General features: G+C 59.4%; 19 protein-coding genes. 10 read left to right on the top strand and 9 right to left on the bottom strand.

Features of this window, described 5'->3' with window-relative positions:
- Positions 1 to 32 precede the first annotated feature (32 nt).
- Entirely contained in the window at positions 33 to 2,588 is a 2,556-nt protein-coding gene (locus tag ACEWE8_RS17330) for an EAL domain-containing protein (RefSeq protein WP_046786313.1), read from the bottom strand.
- 178 nt (positions 2,589 to 2,766) lie between these two features.
- On the opposite strand from ACEWE8_RS17330, the gene ACEWE8_RS17325 reads away from it, so the two are divergent.
- Positions 2,767 to 2,910 (top strand): hypothetical protein, encoded by a 144-nt coding sequence (locus tag ACEWE8_RS17325; protein WP_158621126.1) that lies wholly within the window; start codon positions 2,767 to 2,769, stop codon positions 2,908 to 2,910.
- A gap of 154 nt (positions 2,911 to 3,064) precedes the next feature.
- Positions 3,065 to 3,739: an OBAP family protein gene (locus tag ACEWE8_RS17320; RefSeq protein WP_196996298.1), complete on the top strand. Its 675-nt coding sequence runs from the start codon at positions 3,065 to 3,067 to the stop codon at positions 3,737 to 3,739.
- Between the two features lie 6 nt (positions 3,740 to 3,745).
- Here ACEWE8_RS17320 and ACEWE8_RS17315 read toward each other — a convergent pair whose 3' ends face one another.
- Both ACEWE8_RS17315 and ACEWE8_RS17310 read right to left on the bottom strand, forming a co-directional pair.
- Entirely contained in the window at positions 3,746 to 4,132 is a 387-nt protein-coding gene (locus tag ACEWE8_RS17315) for an NUDIX domain-containing protein (RefSeq protein WP_046786314.1), read from the bottom strand.
- 247 nt (positions 4,133 to 4,379) lie between these two features.
- The gene (locus ACEWE8_RS17310) at positions 4,380 to 4,685 is read right to left on the bottom strand and encodes a hypothetical protein (RefSeq protein WP_080952115.1); all 306 of its coding nucleotides are present in this window, start codon (positions 4,683 to 4,685) and stop codon (positions 4,380 to 4,382) included.
- Between the two features lie 282 nt (positions 4,686 to 4,967).
- Here ACEWE8_RS17310 and ACEWE8_RS17305 point away from each other — a divergent pair, with 282 nt between their 5' ends.
- From ACEWE8_RS17305 to ACEWE8_RS17290, 4 genes are all read left to right on the top strand, one after another.
- Positions 4,968 to 5,660 (top strand): DUF421 domain-containing protein, encoded by a 693-nt coding sequence (locus tag ACEWE8_RS17305; RefSeq protein ID WP_046786315.1) that lies wholly within the window; start codon positions 4,968 to 4,970, stop codon positions 5,658 to 5,660.
- A gap of 102 nt (positions 5,661 to 5,762) precedes the next feature.
- Positions 5,763 to 7,091 (top strand): SDR family oxidoreductase, encoded by a 1,329-nt coding sequence (locus tag ACEWE8_RS17300; protein ID WP_046786316.1) that lies wholly within the window; start codon positions 5,763 to 5,765, stop codon positions 7,089 to 7,091.
- 81 nt (positions 7,092 to 7,172) lie between these two features.
- Positions 7,173 to 7,712 carry a type 1 glutamine amidotransferase domain-containing protein gene (locus ACEWE8_RS17295; RefSeq protein WP_046786317.1) on the top strand — a complete coding sequence of 180 codons (540 nt, stop codon included), beginning with the start codon at positions 7,173 to 7,175 and terminating at the stop codon, positions 7,710 to 7,712.
- 56 nt (positions 7,713 to 7,768) lie between these two features.
- The gene (locus ACEWE8_RS17290) at positions 7,769 to 8,041 is read left to right on the top strand and encodes a hypothetical protein (protein ID WP_046786318.1); all 273 of its coding nucleotides are present in this window, start codon (positions 7,769 to 7,771) and stop codon (positions 8,039 to 8,041) included.
- A 49-nt stretch (positions 8,042 to 8,090) separates the two neighbouring features.
- Here the strand turns inward: ACEWE8_RS17290 and ACEWE8_RS17285 are convergent, their stop codons facing one another.
- Together ACEWE8_RS17285 and ACEWE8_RS17280 are read right to left on the bottom strand one after the other, a co-directional pair.
- The gene (locus ACEWE8_RS17285) at positions 8,091 to 9,305 is read right to left on the bottom strand and encodes an MFS transporter (protein WP_046786319.1); all 1,215 of its coding nucleotides are present in this window, start codon (positions 9,303 to 9,305) and stop codon (positions 8,091 to 8,093) included.
- 78 nt (positions 9,306 to 9,383) lie between these two features.
- Positions 9,384 to 10,412: an alpha/beta hydrolase gene (locus tag ACEWE8_RS17280; RefSeq protein ID WP_046786320.1), complete on the bottom strand. Its 1,029-nt coding sequence runs from the start codon at positions 10,410 to 10,412 to the stop codon at positions 9,384 to 9,386.
- 220 nt (positions 10,413 to 10,632) lie between these two features.
- Here ACEWE8_RS17280 and ACEWE8_RS17275 point away from each other — a divergent pair, with 220 nt between their 5' ends.
- The 3 genes from ACEWE8_RS17275 (at position 10,633) to ACEWE8_RS17265 (ending at position 13,155) form a co-directional block, all read left to right on the top strand.
- Positions 10,633 to 11,580: an AraC family transcriptional regulator gene (locus ACEWE8_RS17275; RefSeq protein ID WP_052750435.1), complete on the top strand. Its 948-nt coding sequence runs from the start codon at positions 10,633 to 10,635 to the stop codon at positions 11,578 to 11,580.
- A 229-nt stretch (positions 11,581 to 11,809) separates the two neighbouring features.
- The gene (locus ACEWE8_RS17270) at positions 11,810 to 12,505 is read left to right on the top strand and encodes a 3-oxoacid CoA-transferase subunit A (RefSeq protein WP_039601534.1); all 696 of its coding nucleotides are present in this window, start codon (positions 11,810 to 11,812) and stop codon (positions 12,503 to 12,505) included.
- 8 nt (positions 12,506 to 12,513) lie between these two features.
- Positions 12,514 to 13,155, top strand: coding sequence for a 3-oxoacid CoA-transferase subunit B (locus ACEWE8_RS17265; protein ID WP_012314450.1), 642 nt, complete (start codon positions 12,514 to 12,516; stop codon positions 13,153 to 13,155).
- Between the two features lie 174 nt (positions 13,156 to 13,329).
- Here ACEWE8_RS17265 and ACEWE8_RS17260 read toward each other — a convergent pair whose 3' ends face one another.
- Positions 13,330 to 13,707 (bottom strand): VOC family protein, encoded by a 378-nt coding sequence (locus tag ACEWE8_RS17260; RefSeq protein ID WP_046786321.1) that lies wholly within the window; start codon positions 13,705 to 13,707, stop codon positions 13,330 to 13,332.
- A 198-nt stretch (positions 13,708 to 13,905) separates the two neighbouring features.
- Here ACEWE8_RS17260 and ACEWE8_RS17255 point away from each other — a divergent pair, with 198 nt between their 5' ends.
- On the top strand, positions 13,906 to 14,097 hold the full coding sequence (locus ACEWE8_RS17255) for a hypothetical protein (protein WP_046786431.1): 192 nt from the start codon (positions 13,906 to 13,908) through the stop codon (positions 14,095 to 14,097).
- 33 nt (positions 14,098 to 14,130) lie between these two features.
- Here ACEWE8_RS17255 and ACEWE8_RS17250 read toward each other — a convergent pair whose 3' ends face one another.
- The 3 genes from ACEWE8_RS17250 to ACEWE8_RS17240 all read right to left on the bottom strand — a co-directional run bounded on the left by ACEWE8_RS17250 (position 14,131) and on the right by ACEWE8_RS17240 (position 17,085).
- Complete coding sequence (locus ACEWE8_RS17250; RefSeq protein ID WP_046786322.1) at positions 14,131 to 14,364, bottom strand: hypothetical protein; 234 nt, start codon at positions 14,362 to 14,364, stop codon at positions 14,131 to 14,133.
- 87 nt (positions 14,365 to 14,451) lie between these two features.
- The gene (locus ACEWE8_RS17245) at positions 14,452 to 16,074 is read right to left on the bottom strand and encodes a methyl-accepting chemotaxis protein (protein WP_046786323.1); all 1,623 of its coding nucleotides are present in this window, start codon (positions 16,072 to 16,074) and stop codon (positions 14,452 to 14,454) included.
- 204 nt (positions 16,075 to 16,278) lie between these two features.
- Positions 16,279 to 17,085: an outer membrane protein OmpK gene (locus tag ACEWE8_RS17240; RefSeq protein ID WP_080952116.1), complete on the bottom strand. Its 807-nt coding sequence runs from the start codon at positions 17,083 to 17,085 to the stop codon at positions 16,279 to 16,281.
- Positions 17,086 to 17,437: the final 352 nt, after the last annotated feature.

Below are 17,437 nucleotides of genomic sequence, written 5' to 3'. Positions count from 1 at the left end.
TCCGAGGTTACGGGTGAAGAAGGAGTGGGTATCTAAGCATTTGATTGACTTGCAACCATGAGCCGCACCAGCACTTCGTGGTCGACCGGTCTGCTGAGCAAGAAACCTTGCACTTCATGGCACCGGTCATCACTGAGCAGCGCCAGTTGCTCAGCGGTCTCAACGCCCTCGGCGGTGACCGTCATGCCCATCGCATTGCCCAGGTTGATGATCGCCTGAACCACACTGCGGTCACTTGCGCTCTTGCCCAAAGATTGAACGAAACGTTTGTCTATCTTGATGCTGTCGAACGGATAAGTTCGCAGGTAGCCCAAGGAAGAATAACCGGTACCAAAGTCATCCATGTTCAAGCGAACCCCCAGTTCCTTTAACGCGTTCATGGTCTGCAGGGCACCTTCGACGTCATTGAGCATCACATTTTCGGTGATCTCCAATTCCAGGCGATGGGCAGGTAACCCTGTATGTCGCAACGCCTCGGCAACATCACGCACTACGTCACTGCGGCTGAACTGGGCCGGCGACATGTTGACCGAGACCATGATCTCCATTGGCCACGTCTTGGCCTTGGCACATGCTTCGTGGAGGACCCAGTTACCCAACTGCACGATCAGATCGGATTCCTCGGCCAAGGCAATGAATCGATCCGGGCGCAGCAAGCCCTTGCGCGGATGCTGCCAACGCACCAGCGCTTCCGCCGAGGCAACCGTCGTACCGTCGACCTTGTAGCGCGGCTGGAAATGCAGCACGAGCTCGTCACGGCCGATGCCTTCGCGCAGCTCCCGTTCGAGCATGCGTTTCTCCAGCAGCGCTTCGTTCATCTGCGCAGAAAAGTAGCGCCAGGTATGCTTGCCAGCAGACTTTGCGCCGTATAGCGCGATGTCTGCATATCGGATCAAGTCACTTGCAGTGCCAGGATAGTCAGCTGAAAGAGCTACGCCGAGGCTGACACCGACCTGAACGCAATGGCCCTCCGCCAGAATAGGTCGTTGCAGTGACTCCACCACTCGGGCACAGAAGCCATCCACTTCTGTTCGCTGTCCGGGACGTGAGAGCACGATGATGAATTCGTCCCCTCCAAGACGGGCCACCAGGTCACTTTCGCGCGTTATTTCATCAAGGCGCCTCGCCACCTCAATGAGCACCGCGTCGCCGGTCGGGTGGCCAAGGCTGTCATTGATGGGCTTGAAGTTATCAAGGTCCAGCAAAATCAGCGCTACGGCCTGTGGCGAAGCGCCCTGTGCAGCCTGTTCCAGAAATCGGAAAAGTTTGTTGCGGTTGGGCAGCCCTGTAAGGGCGTCGTGCAGCGACAGGTGCTGGATCTGGGCATGAGCGGCGACTTCGTCGGTGATATCGCTGCAGGTTCCACGAAACCCTTTACAGTGGCCATGATCGATACTTGCCCGTGCCGCAATGCGACAAATACGCTGCTGCCCGAGGTGGTCATGGTATTGGCAGCGCAAGCTGCCCGTAGCGTGGCTGGCGGCCAAGCCGTGCAGCCAATGTTCCAGGTGCGCGGTATCGCAATCGAGCAGTTCGGTAATCGGTCGATGCAGCCAAGCGCCTGCCGGGTGCCCGGTTAGCTCGGCAAATCGAGCCGACAGGTAGATCAGATGCAAATCGGCATCGGTCTCCCATATCCAGTCGGATGAAGCTTCGGCCACAGCCCTGAACCGCTCCTCGCTGGTTTCCAGCGCCGCTTTGGAGGCGGCAAGCTGCTGGTGGCTGCGGTCGATGCCCGTGCTGGCGCGCATGGCATAACGGGCGAACAGCGTCACCAATACGCCAATGAGCACGACTGCTAACGCTAGCGCTGGCACCACCGTAGAAATCAGCTCACTGCCCGGCCGTACGATGTTCCACGTCAGAATATGAGCGCTGCCTTCCAGTGGCAGGGCTCCCCTCGCCTCGTCACCGGTGTTCAGATCGGTGACGGCGAGGCCAGACAGACCAGCAGCACGGCCCAAAGGTTCGAGCACGCTGGCATCGAGCACCCTGACAAACACCATAACTGCGCTGGGAGCGGGTAGATGATGCGGCATAGAAGGCGGCTGAATGACCGCAGCGGCGAAAATCGCTGGTTGCTCACCGAACCGGAAGTAACCTGAGGCGGCTTGTTGCTTGGCAGCAACCTGCCGCGCCTGGTTGATGATCCTGTCTGCCTGAAGGCTGTAGCGAGCGAAGCCTTCACCGCTCAATTGGCCATTGACCATGGCATAAGAGGTGCCATTGCCATCTAATACGAACACGCCCGTATAACCATCTGCGGTATACAGCGTGGGGCCCACGTTGTCCTCATCAAAAGCCCACTGCACATCGGCTTCGCGACCCAGGTGATCAAATGCCGATTGCCAGATCGCATGGGTAAGTACATAGCTGCGCTCATTTTTTTGTAGCTGGTTCATTGCAGATTCAGCATGAAAACGGCTTTGCGCCCTTTCGCGATGATCCAGTGACCCCGCGATTCGATAGAGGGACACCAACCCTACGATCAGCACCAGCATCAGCAGCCCGGAAAACACCAATATCAACTGTCGAACCACATGGCTGCGCGTCGACAGATCATTGCTATTGCTATTGATTGCGTCCATTCAGTCACCGAATGCCTGGGATTTTTACGATTGACTGAACGGACACCGGAAATGATCGCTAAAAGTGACAACCGGTGGCCTGCGCGTCGTTGGCCCTGGATCTGCCGGCAATCAAATGGAACAGGCCTGGGGTATCGCTGCCTAACCAGAGGCAACCCCACCGCACAGGAGCCACGACATGGCAGCTTCCAACCAACCCGACCCGTATGTCGATGAAGTCCCTCAGAACCCGGGGGAGCCAGCTCCCAAGCCTGGCCCGGACGATGAGGCGCCTGATTGGCCTGATGATCAGGTACCACCTGAAGAGCAGTCTGATGGCTGATCACCTGTCCCCTGGGAAATGTTCCATGCGCGCACTCAGAGCCTTTTACGCTGTGTTACCGGTTGCTTGCGGCCTTGGTTTATGGGGCTGCAGCGCTGCCACTACCAAATCCCCCGTAGAGGCACCTGGTAGGCCTGCAACGACTGGCACTCAATTGCTCGAAGCAGGCGCTGCGGTGCTTCAGGCCAAGCCCCCGATTGATGCGCTCAATGCCTACCTCAACGGGTTTCATTTTTATAACGGTCAGCCGGACGCCCAAATGGAGGCTCATCACTACTGCGCGATTCTCAACGAAGACGTCATTCAATGCGTGATTTACGACGGCAATACCCAGGCTGCCAAGATCATGGGCGTCGAATACATCATTGACGCCAGCCTGTTCGCCAAACTGCCTGCCGCTGAAAAGCCCATGTGGCACAGCCATGGCTATGAGGTCTCCTCCGGCCAGTTGAGCGCACCGGCGATACCCGCGAGCGCCGAGCATGCCTTGATGAAGCGCTTGGCCCATACCTATGGCAAGACGTGGCATACCTGGCACACCGATCAGGGCAAGCGGCTGCCCCTTGGTGTGCCGCAGTTGATGATGGGGTTCACTGCAGATGGGCAGGCCGACCCCGCCATGGTTCGCCAACGCAATCAACGATTGCAGCTGGATATGCGCACAAGCAAGGCCCTACGCGCCGACATCCCCATCCCTCCAGCCGATCCCGCAGCCGATGGCTGGCAGCATGGCAATATCATCCAGATCACCGACCCGACCGGCCAGCACGATCATGCCCCGGCTGCCCTCCCGACAGCCAACGATTCGAACAGTCGTTCAAGCCCATGAATCGGGTCAGGCGATCAATGCCGGAAGCTGGCGTGCGAGCAGTTCGGCAGCTGAAGGCTTGAGGCGGGACGGTGCCAACTTGTCGCGCGGCACCCACTTGCACGCCACGATTTCGTTTCCCGGCACAGGGTGGTCTTGTTCATCGATCTGCAATGTGAAGATGTGATGGACAATACGACCCGCACGGACAGTGCACAGTGCTACCAGACGCCGGCGGCGAATACCTGTTTCCTCCTGGAGTTCGCGTATGGCCGCATTGTGGGGAAGCTCGTGCGGTTTGACGCCGCCCCCCGGGAAATTCCATTTGCGCGATTTGCGGCGCACCAGCAATAGCCTGCCGCTGCGAAAGCAAAGCACTGTAGCTCTTGCTCGAAGCTCGCCTTGTTTAGGCATGGTCACCTCCTTTACCCATTCTTGAGTAACGGTGGACTACCTGAATATTCGGCAAGTTCAAGCCATGGCATGTCGGCCTCGCCAACACGCCTGGTGCAAGAGACTCCGGCCCGTAGGCGCCGATCAGAATCCGTCGAGGACAAACTCTGTCCGTCTCAGGGCCGGTACTACAGTCAGACCTGAAAAAATGAAATCGCGCGTCAGCAATTGAATCGACAATCCCGCGCGTGGATTGGCAGCAGGTAGTTCATCGTCCACTCGCCGAAGCTGACTCAGGTTTGAGGAGCGATGGTTCGCAAGCAAATTTGCGGGCACGTCCCACACCCCAGGCCAATGCCCGGGTCATCGACTCTCCAGGCCGAGAGTCGAAAGCTTCTTCGTGCAGCGCGGCCCCAGAGGGTGCGTAGACGCCTATGAACATCTGCGTGTTTCCGGTGCGGGATAACCGGACTTGCACGTCGATGTGAGTTCCATCGTCAAGAATTTCGTCATGGCTGCGATTGTGAAGACTAGGGTCTGCCCAGTCCCAGTACACATGTCCTCGAGTTCTCATAAAGCCTCCCTCGGTATTCGGCCTGTCCTTCTTACTAGATACTTAAAATAGCGAACCTGTTCAGGCAGACAATCGAAAGTCCGTGAATTGAGAACTGAATCTGACTATCGGCAGAAAAACTATACAATCTCAATACTTTGTATAGTTTTCCGAAAGTTCTACAGTTCTTCGCTGGAACCCCGGTGGGGATCTTGATCCTCATTGAAGTGTCTCAGGTAGGGATGGGTGATGATGCCCTTACCGTAAACCTTTGACCCACCAGCCTGCAGGAAAGGAACTCGAATGGTACCGTTCGACCTTCAACGGATGCTCCTCGGCGAGCTGCCTCTCGCCTTTCTTCTCGAAGTCGCCTTCAGGGTCTTGGCGGCTTTTACGGCCGTATTCTTCTTTCTCAAATTCAGTGGCCGACGCGGGATCAAACAGCTCTCCCGCTTCGAGCTGGTCGTCATTCTGACCCTTGGCTCCGCTGCCGGCGATGTGACCTTCTACGAGGACGTCCCCCTGCTCCCGGTGGCACTGGTGTTCCTGACGCTCCTGCTGCTGTATCGGGGTATCGTCTACCTCATGAAACGAAGCAAGGCTTGCGAAGCCTGGATCGATGGATTGCCGATTACAGTAGTGAAGGACGGCATTTACGAAATCCACTCGCTGCGCAATATGAACATTTCGTCGAATGAGCTCTTCATGGAGCTACGCCAGCGAGGTGTCGAGCACTTGGGCCAGGTACGTTTAGGCTTGTTGGAAACCGACGGTGAACTCAGCGTGTATTTCTATGGGCCGGAGGACACCAGGGCGGGCCTGTCAGTCCTTCCATTCGAGCATCGGCCGGAATACACATCGCCGCCCCAGGCTGGCCTCTATTGCTGCGTGGGCTGTGGCTCCCCTAGCTACCATGATTCGCACGATTCGATCGCATGTGAACGCTGCGGCCATGCTGTCTGGTCTCCAGCACTGCATACGGTGCGCAACCGTTAGCTGATACCGCCTGCCCTCTCCTCTGAACTTTGCTGCATCTCCAGCATTCAGCTGCTTAGGCACACAGCATATTGCAGGCATTCATGCGAAGGGGTTTGTACCATGATCGATCAAGCGACAGGCATGAAACCAGGCGAACGTTACTGCGTGGAGAACGTCGAACGCGCTCATCAGTTCCCTGGTTTTTTTCAGGACGGCAAGTATTACCTTGGCCCCGAGCTGCTCACGGCAGTCGGCTGGCTCGAAGGGACGAAGTTCATCTATGACAGTCTGGATGCGCAAGGTGAACCGGTCTTCCCGGAGCGGGTGGCGGGCACCATTGAGGGCATGAAGCTGGTGCTGGTCGACGGCACTGCACTGCAGCTCTCGAAGATAGCAGCCAGTGATACCCTCCTACCTAAGGCTGGCAACATCGAGCAAGCCTCACAACCTGACGAACCTGAAGCTCCAGCACCGGTAAAGGGCCCGTTGCGCGGCAAGGTCGTGGTCATCACTGGCGCATCGAGTGGTATAGGCAGGGCTGCCGCGCATGCCTTCGCTTGCAAAGGCGCACGGCTGGTGCTCGCCGCACGCGATGAGCAAGCGTTGTTCGATGTGCTGGACGAATGCACCGACTGTGGAACAGACGCGGTGGCAATTATCACCGACGTCACCCGTAGCGACCAGGTGCAAGCGCTGGCCACCCAGGCGGCCGAATTTGGCCATGGCCGGATCGATATCTGGGTCAACAACGCAGGCGTTGGCGCGGTGGGCAACTTCGAGCAAACGCCCCTGGAGGCACATGAACAGGTCATTCAGACCGACCTGATCGGTTACCTGCGCGGCGCCCACGTGGCCCTGCCCTATTTCAAGGCCCAACGCAGCGGCATCCTCATCAACACACTGTCACTGGGAAGCTGGGTTGCCCAGCCCTACGCGGCCGCCTATTCGGCGAGCAAGTTCGGCCTGCGCGGCCTGACCGAGGCGCTGCGCGGAGAACTGACGGAGTTCCCCGACATCCACGTCTGCGACATTTATCCAGCGGTCATGGACACCCCGGGCTTCAGGGATGGCGGCAATTACACTGGCCATGCGCTCACACCACCCGGGCCGATCTACGATCCGGAGCGGGTAGCCAAGGCCATGGTAGCCAGCGCTATTTCCCCACGCGCCAACACCACGGTGGGCGCTGCCGCTCGCCTTGCCCACCTGGCAAGCTACGTCGTCCCGCGCCTGGCGCTGGTTTCAGGGTGGCTCACACGCAAGGCCTTGAGCCGCAGCCCCAACGCAGAGATTTCTTCCGGCAACCTGTTCGAGCCACCGAGTGGCCGACGCAGCGTGGACGGTGGCTGGAAATCCAGCAAAGACCACATGCCGTGGTGGGTCGTGGCGGCAGCCCTCGGGGTCATCGCCGGGCTGGCCGTCACCCGCTCGCAACGCAGGCGCCGTTAAGCGCACCACCGAGCAACGAGCAGGAACTTTGCTCGCCATTGCGGGCCCCTATTAAAGGTCTATCGGTAAAGGAGATGAATGATGAGTGCACAACTGAACGGTAAGCGCGTGGCCTTTCTGGTCACCGACGGCTTCGAGCAGGTGGAACTGACCGGCCCTCGTGAGGCGTTGGAAAACAGCGGTGCGGTGGTCGACATCCTGGGGGATAAGGAAGGTACGGTCCGTGGCTGGAACCATGACAAGCCCGCCGACGAATTCGCCGTGGACGCGACTTTCGAGGGTGCCCATCTCGATCTTTACGATGCCTTGGTGCTGCCCGGCGGCGTTCAGAACTCCGACACGATTCGCTTGATTCCCGGCGCGCAAAAGCTGGTTAAAAGCCACGACGCAGCAGGCAGACCGCTGGCTGTCATCTGCCACGGTGCCTGGCTGCTGGTATCGAGCGGGTTGGCCAAAGGCAAGCGGATGACCAGCTACAAGACCTTGCAGGATGATATTCGCAACGCCGGCGGCACGTGGGTGGATGAACAGGTAGTGGTGGATGGCAACCTGATCAGCAGCCGCCAGCCGGACGATATCCCCGCCTTCAATGAACAGTTGATCAAAGCGTTGGCAGGCTGAGTTTCGCGTACCTGCGCAGAGTGTGAACAGCAGCGAAACGATTGGGATTGTGCCTGATGGAAGACTGGATCGATTTGTTGGAATGGCCTGCCATGGCTGTCACGGTATTGGCAGCTTGGTGTATAGGCTCGCGCCGTCCCGGCCGGCGTAAAGTGGGGTTCTGCTGCTTCATTGCCAGCAACCTGCTGTGGTCGGTCTGGGGCTTGCACGCTCAAGCGTGGGCTTTGATCGTGCTGCAGGTCGTGCTGTGCCTCATGAACCTTAGGGGCTGGCGGAAGAACAAAATTGCGTCAAAGAGGACGCAGGGAGCCCACTCTCGGCCTGCTTGATCAGCTGACAGGGTTTACCCAATGCACATGCCGTCTGCCGGGGGGCGTCTCACTGGCTTGTGCCATTGGGTATACGGCTTGTACCAGGCAACGCTCGATTAGTAACAGCACTTAGCGCGGTTGCCGCCAGCAAAAATACACCGCTGGCCAGGAATGTGGCTTGATGGCCGAATCCGTCGTACAGCACCCCGCCCGCAGTTGCGCCCGCCGTGATGGCCAACTGAATCACGGCGACCATCAAGCCACCTCCAGCCTCTGCCTGGTGCGGCAATGCCTTGGCCAACCAGGTGAACCAGCCCACGGGAGCGCAGGTCGAGACCAGTCCCCAGATACCGAGCAAAACAGCGACTGGAACGACCCAGCTACCGACCGTGATCACGGCGAAAGCGATGGCAGTCATGATCAACGGTACTCCCAGAAGAACGCGGTTCAGGTGTCGACCAACGAGCGTGCCAACTACCATCGTACCGACCAGCCCTGCGGCGCCGATTATCAGCAGCAGAAGCGAGAGCGTGGGCACGTCCACATGCGTGACCGTTTCCAGGAAGGGCCGCAGATAGGTGAACAGTGTGAACTGCCCCATGAACAGGAATGCAACTGCCGCCATGCCGAGGGCGACCCTAGAGTCTGCCAGCAAACGCAGGGATCCGGTTGCTGAGGCGGCCTTGCGCTCGCTCGGCATCGCTGGCAGCGTGAAGGCTTGCCACATCAACGCCAATGCGGCCAACGGCAGGACGCAAAAGAACGCCCCTCTCCAGCCAATCATGCCGCCCAGGTAGCTTCCGACCGGCGCCGCGATTGCCGTAGCCAACGCGGTACCGCCCTGCATTACGGCAACAGCCTTGGGAACGAGCCGTTCGGGTGCGATACGCATCATCACCGCTGTGGACATCGACCAGTACCCACCGATCGCGATTCCTAGTACGGCGCGCCCCACCATCAATGTCAGGTAGTTCGGGGCGAATGCCACCATCCCCCCGGAAATCAGCATCAGGGCGGTCGTGGCCAACAGGACAGGCTTACGGTCGATCCCCTGGGTCATGGACGCCAGCATCAGGCTAGTGACGACGGCAAAGAACCCCGAGATGGAAATGGCCTGCCCAGCCTGGCCTTCGGTCAGTGACAAATCGGACGCTATCGGAGTGAGCAAGCTCACTGGCAGGAACTCCGAAGCCACCAGGGCGAAGGCACAGAGCGACATCGCCAGGACAGCGCTCCAGACCTGACGGCTTGTATGTTGAAGGTGTATTGCAGGGCTGCTCATAACGAATCTCGGTTTAACAATTTCAAAGACGCAGGTGCCCAGGCCCAGGGCAGAGGCTGGGCCTGGCGATGGCGTCAGTTACTTGAGGTGTTCGCCAAAGAACGACGTCAGCTTGCCGAAGGGAATCAATGCGACGCGGTCATAGAGATCGACGTGGCCAGCGCCCGGTACGATCACCAGTTCCTTGGGTTCGCCGGCAAGGCGATACGCCTCTTCACTGAACTCACGGGAGTGTGCGTTCTCTCCCGCGATGAACAGCATTGGGCGTGGCGAGATCGTCTCGATGTCATTGAACGGGTAGAAGTTCATGAACCGGACATTACTGGTCAGCGTGGGATGCGTCGTCAGAAGCGGCGACAACCCTTTGGGGGTGAACTCACCCCGGGGCGTGCGGTAGAAGTCGTAAAACTCGCGTTCGATGGCATTGGCGTGCTCGGTCAGCTTGTCGACCGTGCCACTGGTGTACAGGGTGTCACCGCCGGCAAACTCGACATCCCGCTGAGCTGCTGCTTCAGCAATGGCCTTCTTGCGTTGCTCGACCGTGACCGCGTGCTTGAGGCCGTTGCGATTGGCGGCGCCCATGTCGTACATGCTGACCGTGGCAATGGCTTTCATTCGCGGGTCAATCTTCGCCGCACTGATGGCAAAGCTGCCACTGCCGCAGATGCCCAGCACGCCGATCCGGTTGCGATCAACGAAACCCTGAGCGCCGAGATAGTCGACCGCCGCACTGAAGTCTTCGGCGTAAATATCGGGCGATACCAAGTTGCGCGGACGCCCCTCACTTTCACCCCAGAACGATAGATCGATGGCCAGGGTGACGAAGCCCTGCTCTGCCAGCTTCTGGGCATAGAGATTCGCGCTTTGTTCCTTAACCGCCCCCATCGGATGGCCGACGATGATGGCAGGGTAACGGGTATTGGGTTTCAGGTTTTCAGGAACGAACAGGTTGCCAACCGTATTCATCTGAAACTGGTTTTTGAAGGAAACCCGTTCGAGTGATACCTGGTCACTCTTATAGAAATTGTCGGCTCCATGGGACATATCGGCGGCTCCTGCAGTGAGTGAACAGGCCATCAAGGCAAACGCTACGAACAAAGACTTCATGCACTCATTCCTGTCTGCTCGAAATGGAAATGGTGCGAGGGGCAGGCTCTGCTGAGCACCCTGGCCACCTCGCCTATAGCCATCTTCGTCGCACAAACCGCTTCATCAGTAGAGCAAACGGGTAGTTTTATTGCCTAAATCTCCAGCTCGTACCGGCTGGGCATGGACAGATGACGCAACGCGACCGTAATGTTTTCCACAAGATGATCGGAAGCTTCCTATGCCTGCCACCACACAACCGCGCCCCCCTGCGAACCCGCTGGCCACGCTGTGCGAGGTAATAGGCGCACACGCGCCCACAGCTGGCGACTTCACGACACACATCGCAGATCTCAGCGTCTACCGACGTAACGCACCGGCCCCACCGATTACCTGTATCGTCGAGCCGAGTGTCGTGCTGGTGGTGCAGGGCGCGAAGGAAATGGTCATCGGTAGCGAGGTCTTCCCCTACGACACGAGCCGCTTTCTGGTCACCTCGCTGAACATCCCCGCTAACTCGGCGGTGACGATGGCCAGCGAGCAAGCCCCTTGCCTCGGCTTGGTGTTCAAGCTCGACCTGCGCACACTGGCGGAATTGATCGCACAAGATGGTCGTCTTGCGGTGAGTGGTCAGACCTTTCACACCAGCGCTGGGGTGGGTGAATTGAGCCCGAAGTTACTGGAGAGCTTCAGCCGCCTGATCGAGCTGCTCGAGGAGCCCGACGCGATACCTGTGCTCTGGCCGCTCATTCAGCGGGAAATCCACTACCGTTTGCTGCTGAGTGACCAGGCCCCCCTCCTGCGCTACATCGCCTCCGTGGGCAGCAAGGGCCACCGGATCGCCAAGGCCATCGACTGGATGAAGCTGAACTACGCCGCGCCGCTGCGGGTGGACGAGCTGGCTTCCCAGGTGCAGATGGGACTCTCGACCTTCCACCAGCATTTTCGTCAGCTGACCGCTATGAGCCCCCTGCAGTACCAGAAGTGGCTGAGGTTGAACGAAGCGAAACGGTTGATGCTAAACGAGCATCTGGATGCCGCCACCGCGGCCTTCAAGGTCGGCTATGAAAGCCCCTCGCAGTTCAGCCGCGAGTACGGGCGCCAGTTCGGCACGCCGCCAAAGCGCGATATCGCAGAACTGCGCCTGAGCGCGGAAAGATCAGCTGCCGCCACACCCAGCGTGCCCTGAGCCCAGCGCTCAGGAAACCGGCCACTACGCGATGCAAACAACCGCTCGTAGATCGCACAATAGTTCGATAATCGCACACCATCCGCTTCCCCCCTCTCTACTTGTGCCCGATCTTGCGGCACGCTTAGCACAGTCAGCAAACATTTCCCAAGCGCTGACTGGCCCCCATGTCAAAGGGCGCGCCAGGCAGGCCCACAACCCATACTCCAGGAACAACCAGGAGCTCGCTTTGATCAATAAAACCTATGAGTCCATCGCCAGCGCGGTGGAAGGCATCACCGACGGGTCGACCATCATGGTCGGTGGTTTTGGCACTGCCGGCATGCCGTCCGAGCTGATCGATGCTCTGATCGATACCGGTACCCGCGACCTGACCATCATCAGCAACAACGCCGGCAATGGCGAGATTGGCCTGGCCGCCCTGCTCAAGGCAGGCAGCGTGCGCAAGGTGGTCTGCTCCTTCCCGCGCCAGTCCGACTCCTACGTCTTCGACGAACTGTACCGGGCCGGCAAGATCGAGCTGGAAGTGGTGCCGCAAGGCAACCTGGCCGAACGCATCCGCGCAGCGGGCTCGGGTATCGGTGCATTCTTCTCGCCGACCGGCTACGGCACTCTGCTCTCCGAAGGCAAGGAAACCCGCGAGATCGATGGCCGCCAGTACGTGCTGGAAATGCCGCTGCATGCCGACTTCGCGCTGATCAAGGCGTACAAGGGTGACCGCTGGGGCAACCTGATCTACCGCAAGGCCGCCCGTAACTTCGGCCCGATCATGGCCATGGCCGCCAAGACCGCCATCGCTCAGGTCGACCAGATCGTCGAACTCGGCGAACTGGACCCGGAACACATCATCACCCCGGGCATTTTCGTGCAGCGCGTGGTCGCCGTTACCGGCGCTGCTGCTTCTTCGATCGCCAACGCTGTCTGAGGCCTGCCATGACCATTACCACAAAACTTTCCCGCACCCAGATGGCCCAGCGCGTGGCCGCAGACATCCAGGAAGGCGCATACGTGAACCTGGGCATCGGCGCGCCTACGTTGGTGGCCAATTTCCTGGGTGACAAGGAAGTGTTTCTGCACAGCGAAAACGGCTTGCTGGGCATGGGCCCGAGCCCAGCGCCGGGCGAGGAAGACGATGACCTGATCAACGCCGGCAAGCAGCACGTGACCCTGCTCACCGGTGGTGCTTTCTTCCACCACGCCGACTCCTTCTCGATGATGCGTGGCGGCCACCTGGACATCGCCGTACTGGGCGCCTTCCAGGTGTCGGTCAAGGGCGACCTCGCCAACTGGCACACCGGCGCCGAAGGTTCGATCCCGGCCGTAGGCGGCGCGATGGACCTGGCCACCGGCGCGCGCCAGGTGTTCGTGATGATGGACCACCTGACCAAGTCAGGCGAAAGCAAGATCGTGCCTGAGTGCACTTACCCGCTGACCGGCATCGGTTGCGTCAGCCGCATCTACACCGACCTGGCCGTGCTGGAAGTGACGTCCGACGGCCTGAAAGTGGTAGAGATCTGCGCTGACATCGACTTCGACGAGTTGCAAAAGCTCAGTGGTGTGCCGCTGATCAAGTAAGCCACGCAAACTGTCTGCATCCGCCTGGCGGCGAAGGGGCCGAAAATGCCCATTGCCGCCAGGGCGGCTTTCTACCAGGCTATTCCAGCGATCCTTTCAAACCTCTTTTAGCCCTTGCCGGGCGTTGGTCTCATCCCGCTTGGTGAGGCCGCCCTCAATCACTGCCACGTCCAGTCACAGCCGCTCGGAAATCTCGATGAGGTTGAGATCCGGGTCGCGCACGTACACGGAACGGATAGGCCCGGTGGCACCGGTTCGCTGAATCGGCCCCTCAATGATTGGCCAGTGCTGACCTTCAAGCTGCGCGATCACCTCTTCCAGGCTAGCACTGGCGATGAAGCACAAATCCAATGCACCCGGAACAGGCAGATGGGCTTTTGGCTCGAACTCATGCCCCCGCACATGAACATTGATCTTCTGATTGCCGTAGCAGAATGCCAAACGTCCTTGGCCGAAAGTCTCCAGGCGCATGCCCAGCACGCGGATATAGAAGTCTTTACAAGCGTCGACATCGACAGTGGTCAGCACCAGGTGGTCCAGATGGTCAATCACTTCGCGATCTCCGATTCTGTTGGGGGTTTAGGGACGTGCAGGGCGTCCGCTGGCAACTTTTGAAGGCGCCGCCCTGTTTTAGTTGCCCCCGGAATGAACGTTTTACCCACTTGACCACTCCATGTACCGCGCCATCATTGCCGGTCGATTCAAAGGCGCGATGAAGGATCCTGCGCGTGTTCCATGGAGAGGAAGATCATGAGTGTCACCCTGAAATGCCTCAAGTGCGATGGGCAAGATTTGGTAAAGCCGGGCAGGCTCCACAGAAAATCGATCGTCACCTGTCGGGAGTGCAATGCCATCGCTCAGTATGGTGATCTGTTGGAAGCAGCGGGTCGACGGTTGCTGGCCGAGCTTCAGCAGCAGCTGGCCGGGTTGAAGGCAGGCTGAGCACCCTGCTCTCCCGTAACCCGCTCACAGGGCCTACTCGCCAGGATGTACTTCGACCCGGGTAATCTCAAGCGATCTGGCCTGCTGCAGAATCTCCGTCGGGGAGGCGTCTGCTGCAGGCATTACCAGGCTGTTCTCGCCATCCCCGTAGTGCAACACGATCAAGTGCAACGCTGCTTCATGAAGCGAGAGCCCGGGCTGCTTGAGCTCGAACCGGTGGTCACGCGGTTCGCCCTTGAACAGGTACGTCAGGTTGTAAGTGTGCATGCTGACCTCAATGATGCTGGATAGGTAAGTATCCTGACCAATGGGTCAGCATATGGTTCGACTCAGGCCGACATCATTGCGCAGTAGTCACAGCCGAAACCGCTTCATCATCCCGTTCAAGCCAATCGACAAGCTGGCCAGCTCCTGGCTCGCCGTGCTGATCTGGCCCGCACCCTCGGAGGTCTGCACCGCAAGATCCCGAATATTCAACAGGTTACGATCGACTTCTCGAGCCACTTGTGCCTGTTCTTCAGTGGCACTGGCCACCACCAGGTTGCGCTCGTGAATCGTTGTCGCACCATCGGTGATCTCATCCAGTGCCTGCCCGGCCAACTCAGCCACCTGCAGGGTATGCCCCACCTGCTGGCTATTGCTGTGCATCGACTCCACCACCCGCGCCGTGCCGCTGCGAATGGCGTTGATCATTTCCTCGATCTCCAGCGTCGAGCTCTGGGTACGCGCCGCCAGCGCGCGGACTTCATCCGCCACCACAGCAAAGCCGCGGCCCGCTTCACCTGCCCTCGCCGCCTCGATCGCTGCGTTGAGCGCCAGCAGGTTGGTCTGCCCGGCAATTGCACCGATCACATCCAGCACCTTACCCACTTCCTGTGACTGCACCGACAGCGCTTCGATCTGCCGCGACGCCTCATGCACATCCTGGCTCATCTTGCCGATCGAACTGATCGCCTCACCCACCCGCTGACGGCCGCGACGCGCCGCGTCTTCGGACTGACGCGAGATTTCGGAGGTGCTGACGGTGTTGCGCGCCACCTCTTCCACCGCGACGCTCATCTGCGTGACGGCGGTAGCGGCTTGCTGGATCTCGTCGTTCTGGCGGTTGAGGTCGCGGGAGGTTTGCTGGGTAATCGCCGACATCTGCTCGCTGGCCGCGGCCAGCTGATGAGAAGAATCGCCGATCAGCCGCAGGGCATCCTTCAGGCTGGCCTGCATGGCCGCCAGGGCATGCATCAACTGGGTCGCCTCGTCGCGGCCAGTGGCATTTACGGTATGGGATAGATCGCCGTCGGCAATGTTCTGCGCCACACCAATGGCTTCACGCAGCGGGCTGACGATGCTGCGGGTCAGCAACCAGGCAAGGCCGATGGTCAGCACCAGCACCAGGCCGATCACACTGAAGGTCAGGTACAGGGCACGCTGGTACTCGGCGCGGGCATGGGCGGTGTGCTGTTCGGCGGTGTCGCTGCTGAACTTGACCAGGTTGTCGTACAGCTCGCCGATGCGGTTGGAAATGTCCTGCATGGCGCCGCTGAGCATCGCCTGCATCTGCGGTACCTGGTTTTGCTCGGACAACCCCTTGTACTGATCGAGCAGCACACGGTACTGGTCGATCAACCGCTGCATCTCGGCAAAGGCCGGCTTGCCCGCCGCCGGCACTACCGCACCGTAGCCCTCGACGCCCTTGTCGAGCAGGCCTTTGAGCACCTCCAGGCGCGCCAGGGTCGGCGTCAGCTGTGCGGGCTCGCGGGCAATGGCCATGCGCAGGGTGATGATGCGCAGGCCCAGCATGTGGCTGCGGACTTCACCCAGGTAGCGGGTGCCGACGTTGGTCACCTGTTCGGTGTACACCACGGCTTCGCGCATGCTGGAGATCTTGTTGATGGAAAACAGCCCGAGCACCACGACCAGGGCGGCGATCAGGCTGAAACTCAGGTAAGAGCGGGTAGCGATGTTGAGATGGCGCAAGCGCATGAGGACATATCCGGGTGGCAGTGGGATGTACTACCCATTACGTTCGGCATGCAGAGGCCAATGTTGAGTGCTCGAAGGGAGTTAGCGCCCGATAATCGAACATTATTGGTTTTGCGGTGGCAGGCATCGAGCGCCGCACGGACGACGCTCGATCTTCATATCCTATAAAAACAGGGAGATACGGTAACGTTCTGATGTAATTGCTTAGAAATGCGCCTTGACCAATACACTCACCGCATTCTGATCTGTCGGGAATCCGTGGCTATCCTCGATCCCGTACTTGTCCGACCAATAATCCCACTCCAGCCCCGCATAAAGCCGCTTCGGCGTGTGCCCGAGGGCCTTGCCCACGTCGTACTTGAACTGCGGATTGAAGTGGAAACTCTTGGCCACGTAATCCGACGTGCCCTTGCTGCCAACGTCATTCACATACCACTCCAGGTATCCGTCAAACAGGATGTCCGATCGCCCTAGCGGTAGGGTCATTGCCCAGGTCGGGTTGATCTGCCATTGCCCCGATGCCTTGCCGGTAATTCCGTCAGGCTTGCGGTAATAGGTATTGAGCGAGAAGCGATCGAACCCCGGGATAGTCAAGTCCACGGCAGGCCCCAACAGGTATCTGCGAGTGCGCCCCTCGCCGCGCTCGTAGGTAGCGGCAATCAGTACATCCTTGACGATGCCAAAGCGCAGGTTCTGTCCGCTGACCTTACCCAGCGACAATCGCGGGGAGAACTCACCGTAGTAGCTGTGCCCGTCATTGCCCGACAGACCGTTGGACCACTTGTTGTCGACGAACAGGAATACATCCCCCCAAGTCCAGCCGCTGGCGTGTTCGAAGGTGACGGTTTGCTGAATGTCGTTGCCGGTGCCGTCGACTTTGTAGTTGTGGCCGTACAGATAGCTCAGGCTGTTGTCGTACCACATCAGCGGGCCGGCCTGCGCGCCGGAACTGGCCAGGGCGCAGAGGGGCAGGAAGCAGTAGCTTAGGCAGGCAAGAGGGTTGAGTTTCATGTGCATCCCTTGGGTCGAGGTCGGTGAGGTTCACCAGCAAGGGATTCAGCGGACAGACCTCTCCTCTGGCCACGTTGCAAACCGTGGCGCCACCCTTGCCGGGTGTGCGGCGTGATGCCGCCAGAGCAATGTCCCATGCCATTTCGGCACTGACCGCTTCTACTCGACTGTGCCCTAGCAGGGGGCGTGCCAACTGATCGAATACAGTCTAGCTCAGTGATTGTGGCCAATTTAATGAATTAGTGAGCACCAAGCCGGCTCAGCATTGCGCACTTTAATGGCGCCGAGCGCTCCTGCCTTGCACCTTCCCGGATCACTGCTCTGCCCTTGCAATACCCCCCCGGCCCTGAAC

The sequence above is a fragment of the Pseudomonas sp. TR47 genome, from assembly GCF_044143025.1.
Classification (GTDB): domain Bacteria; phylum Pseudomonadota; class Gammaproteobacteria; order Pseudomonadales; family Pseudomonadaceae; genus Aquipseudomonas; species Aquipseudomonas putida_E.
Note: the sequence above shows the minus strand (reverse complement) of the source record. Positions and strands in the feature narration are given on the sequence as shown.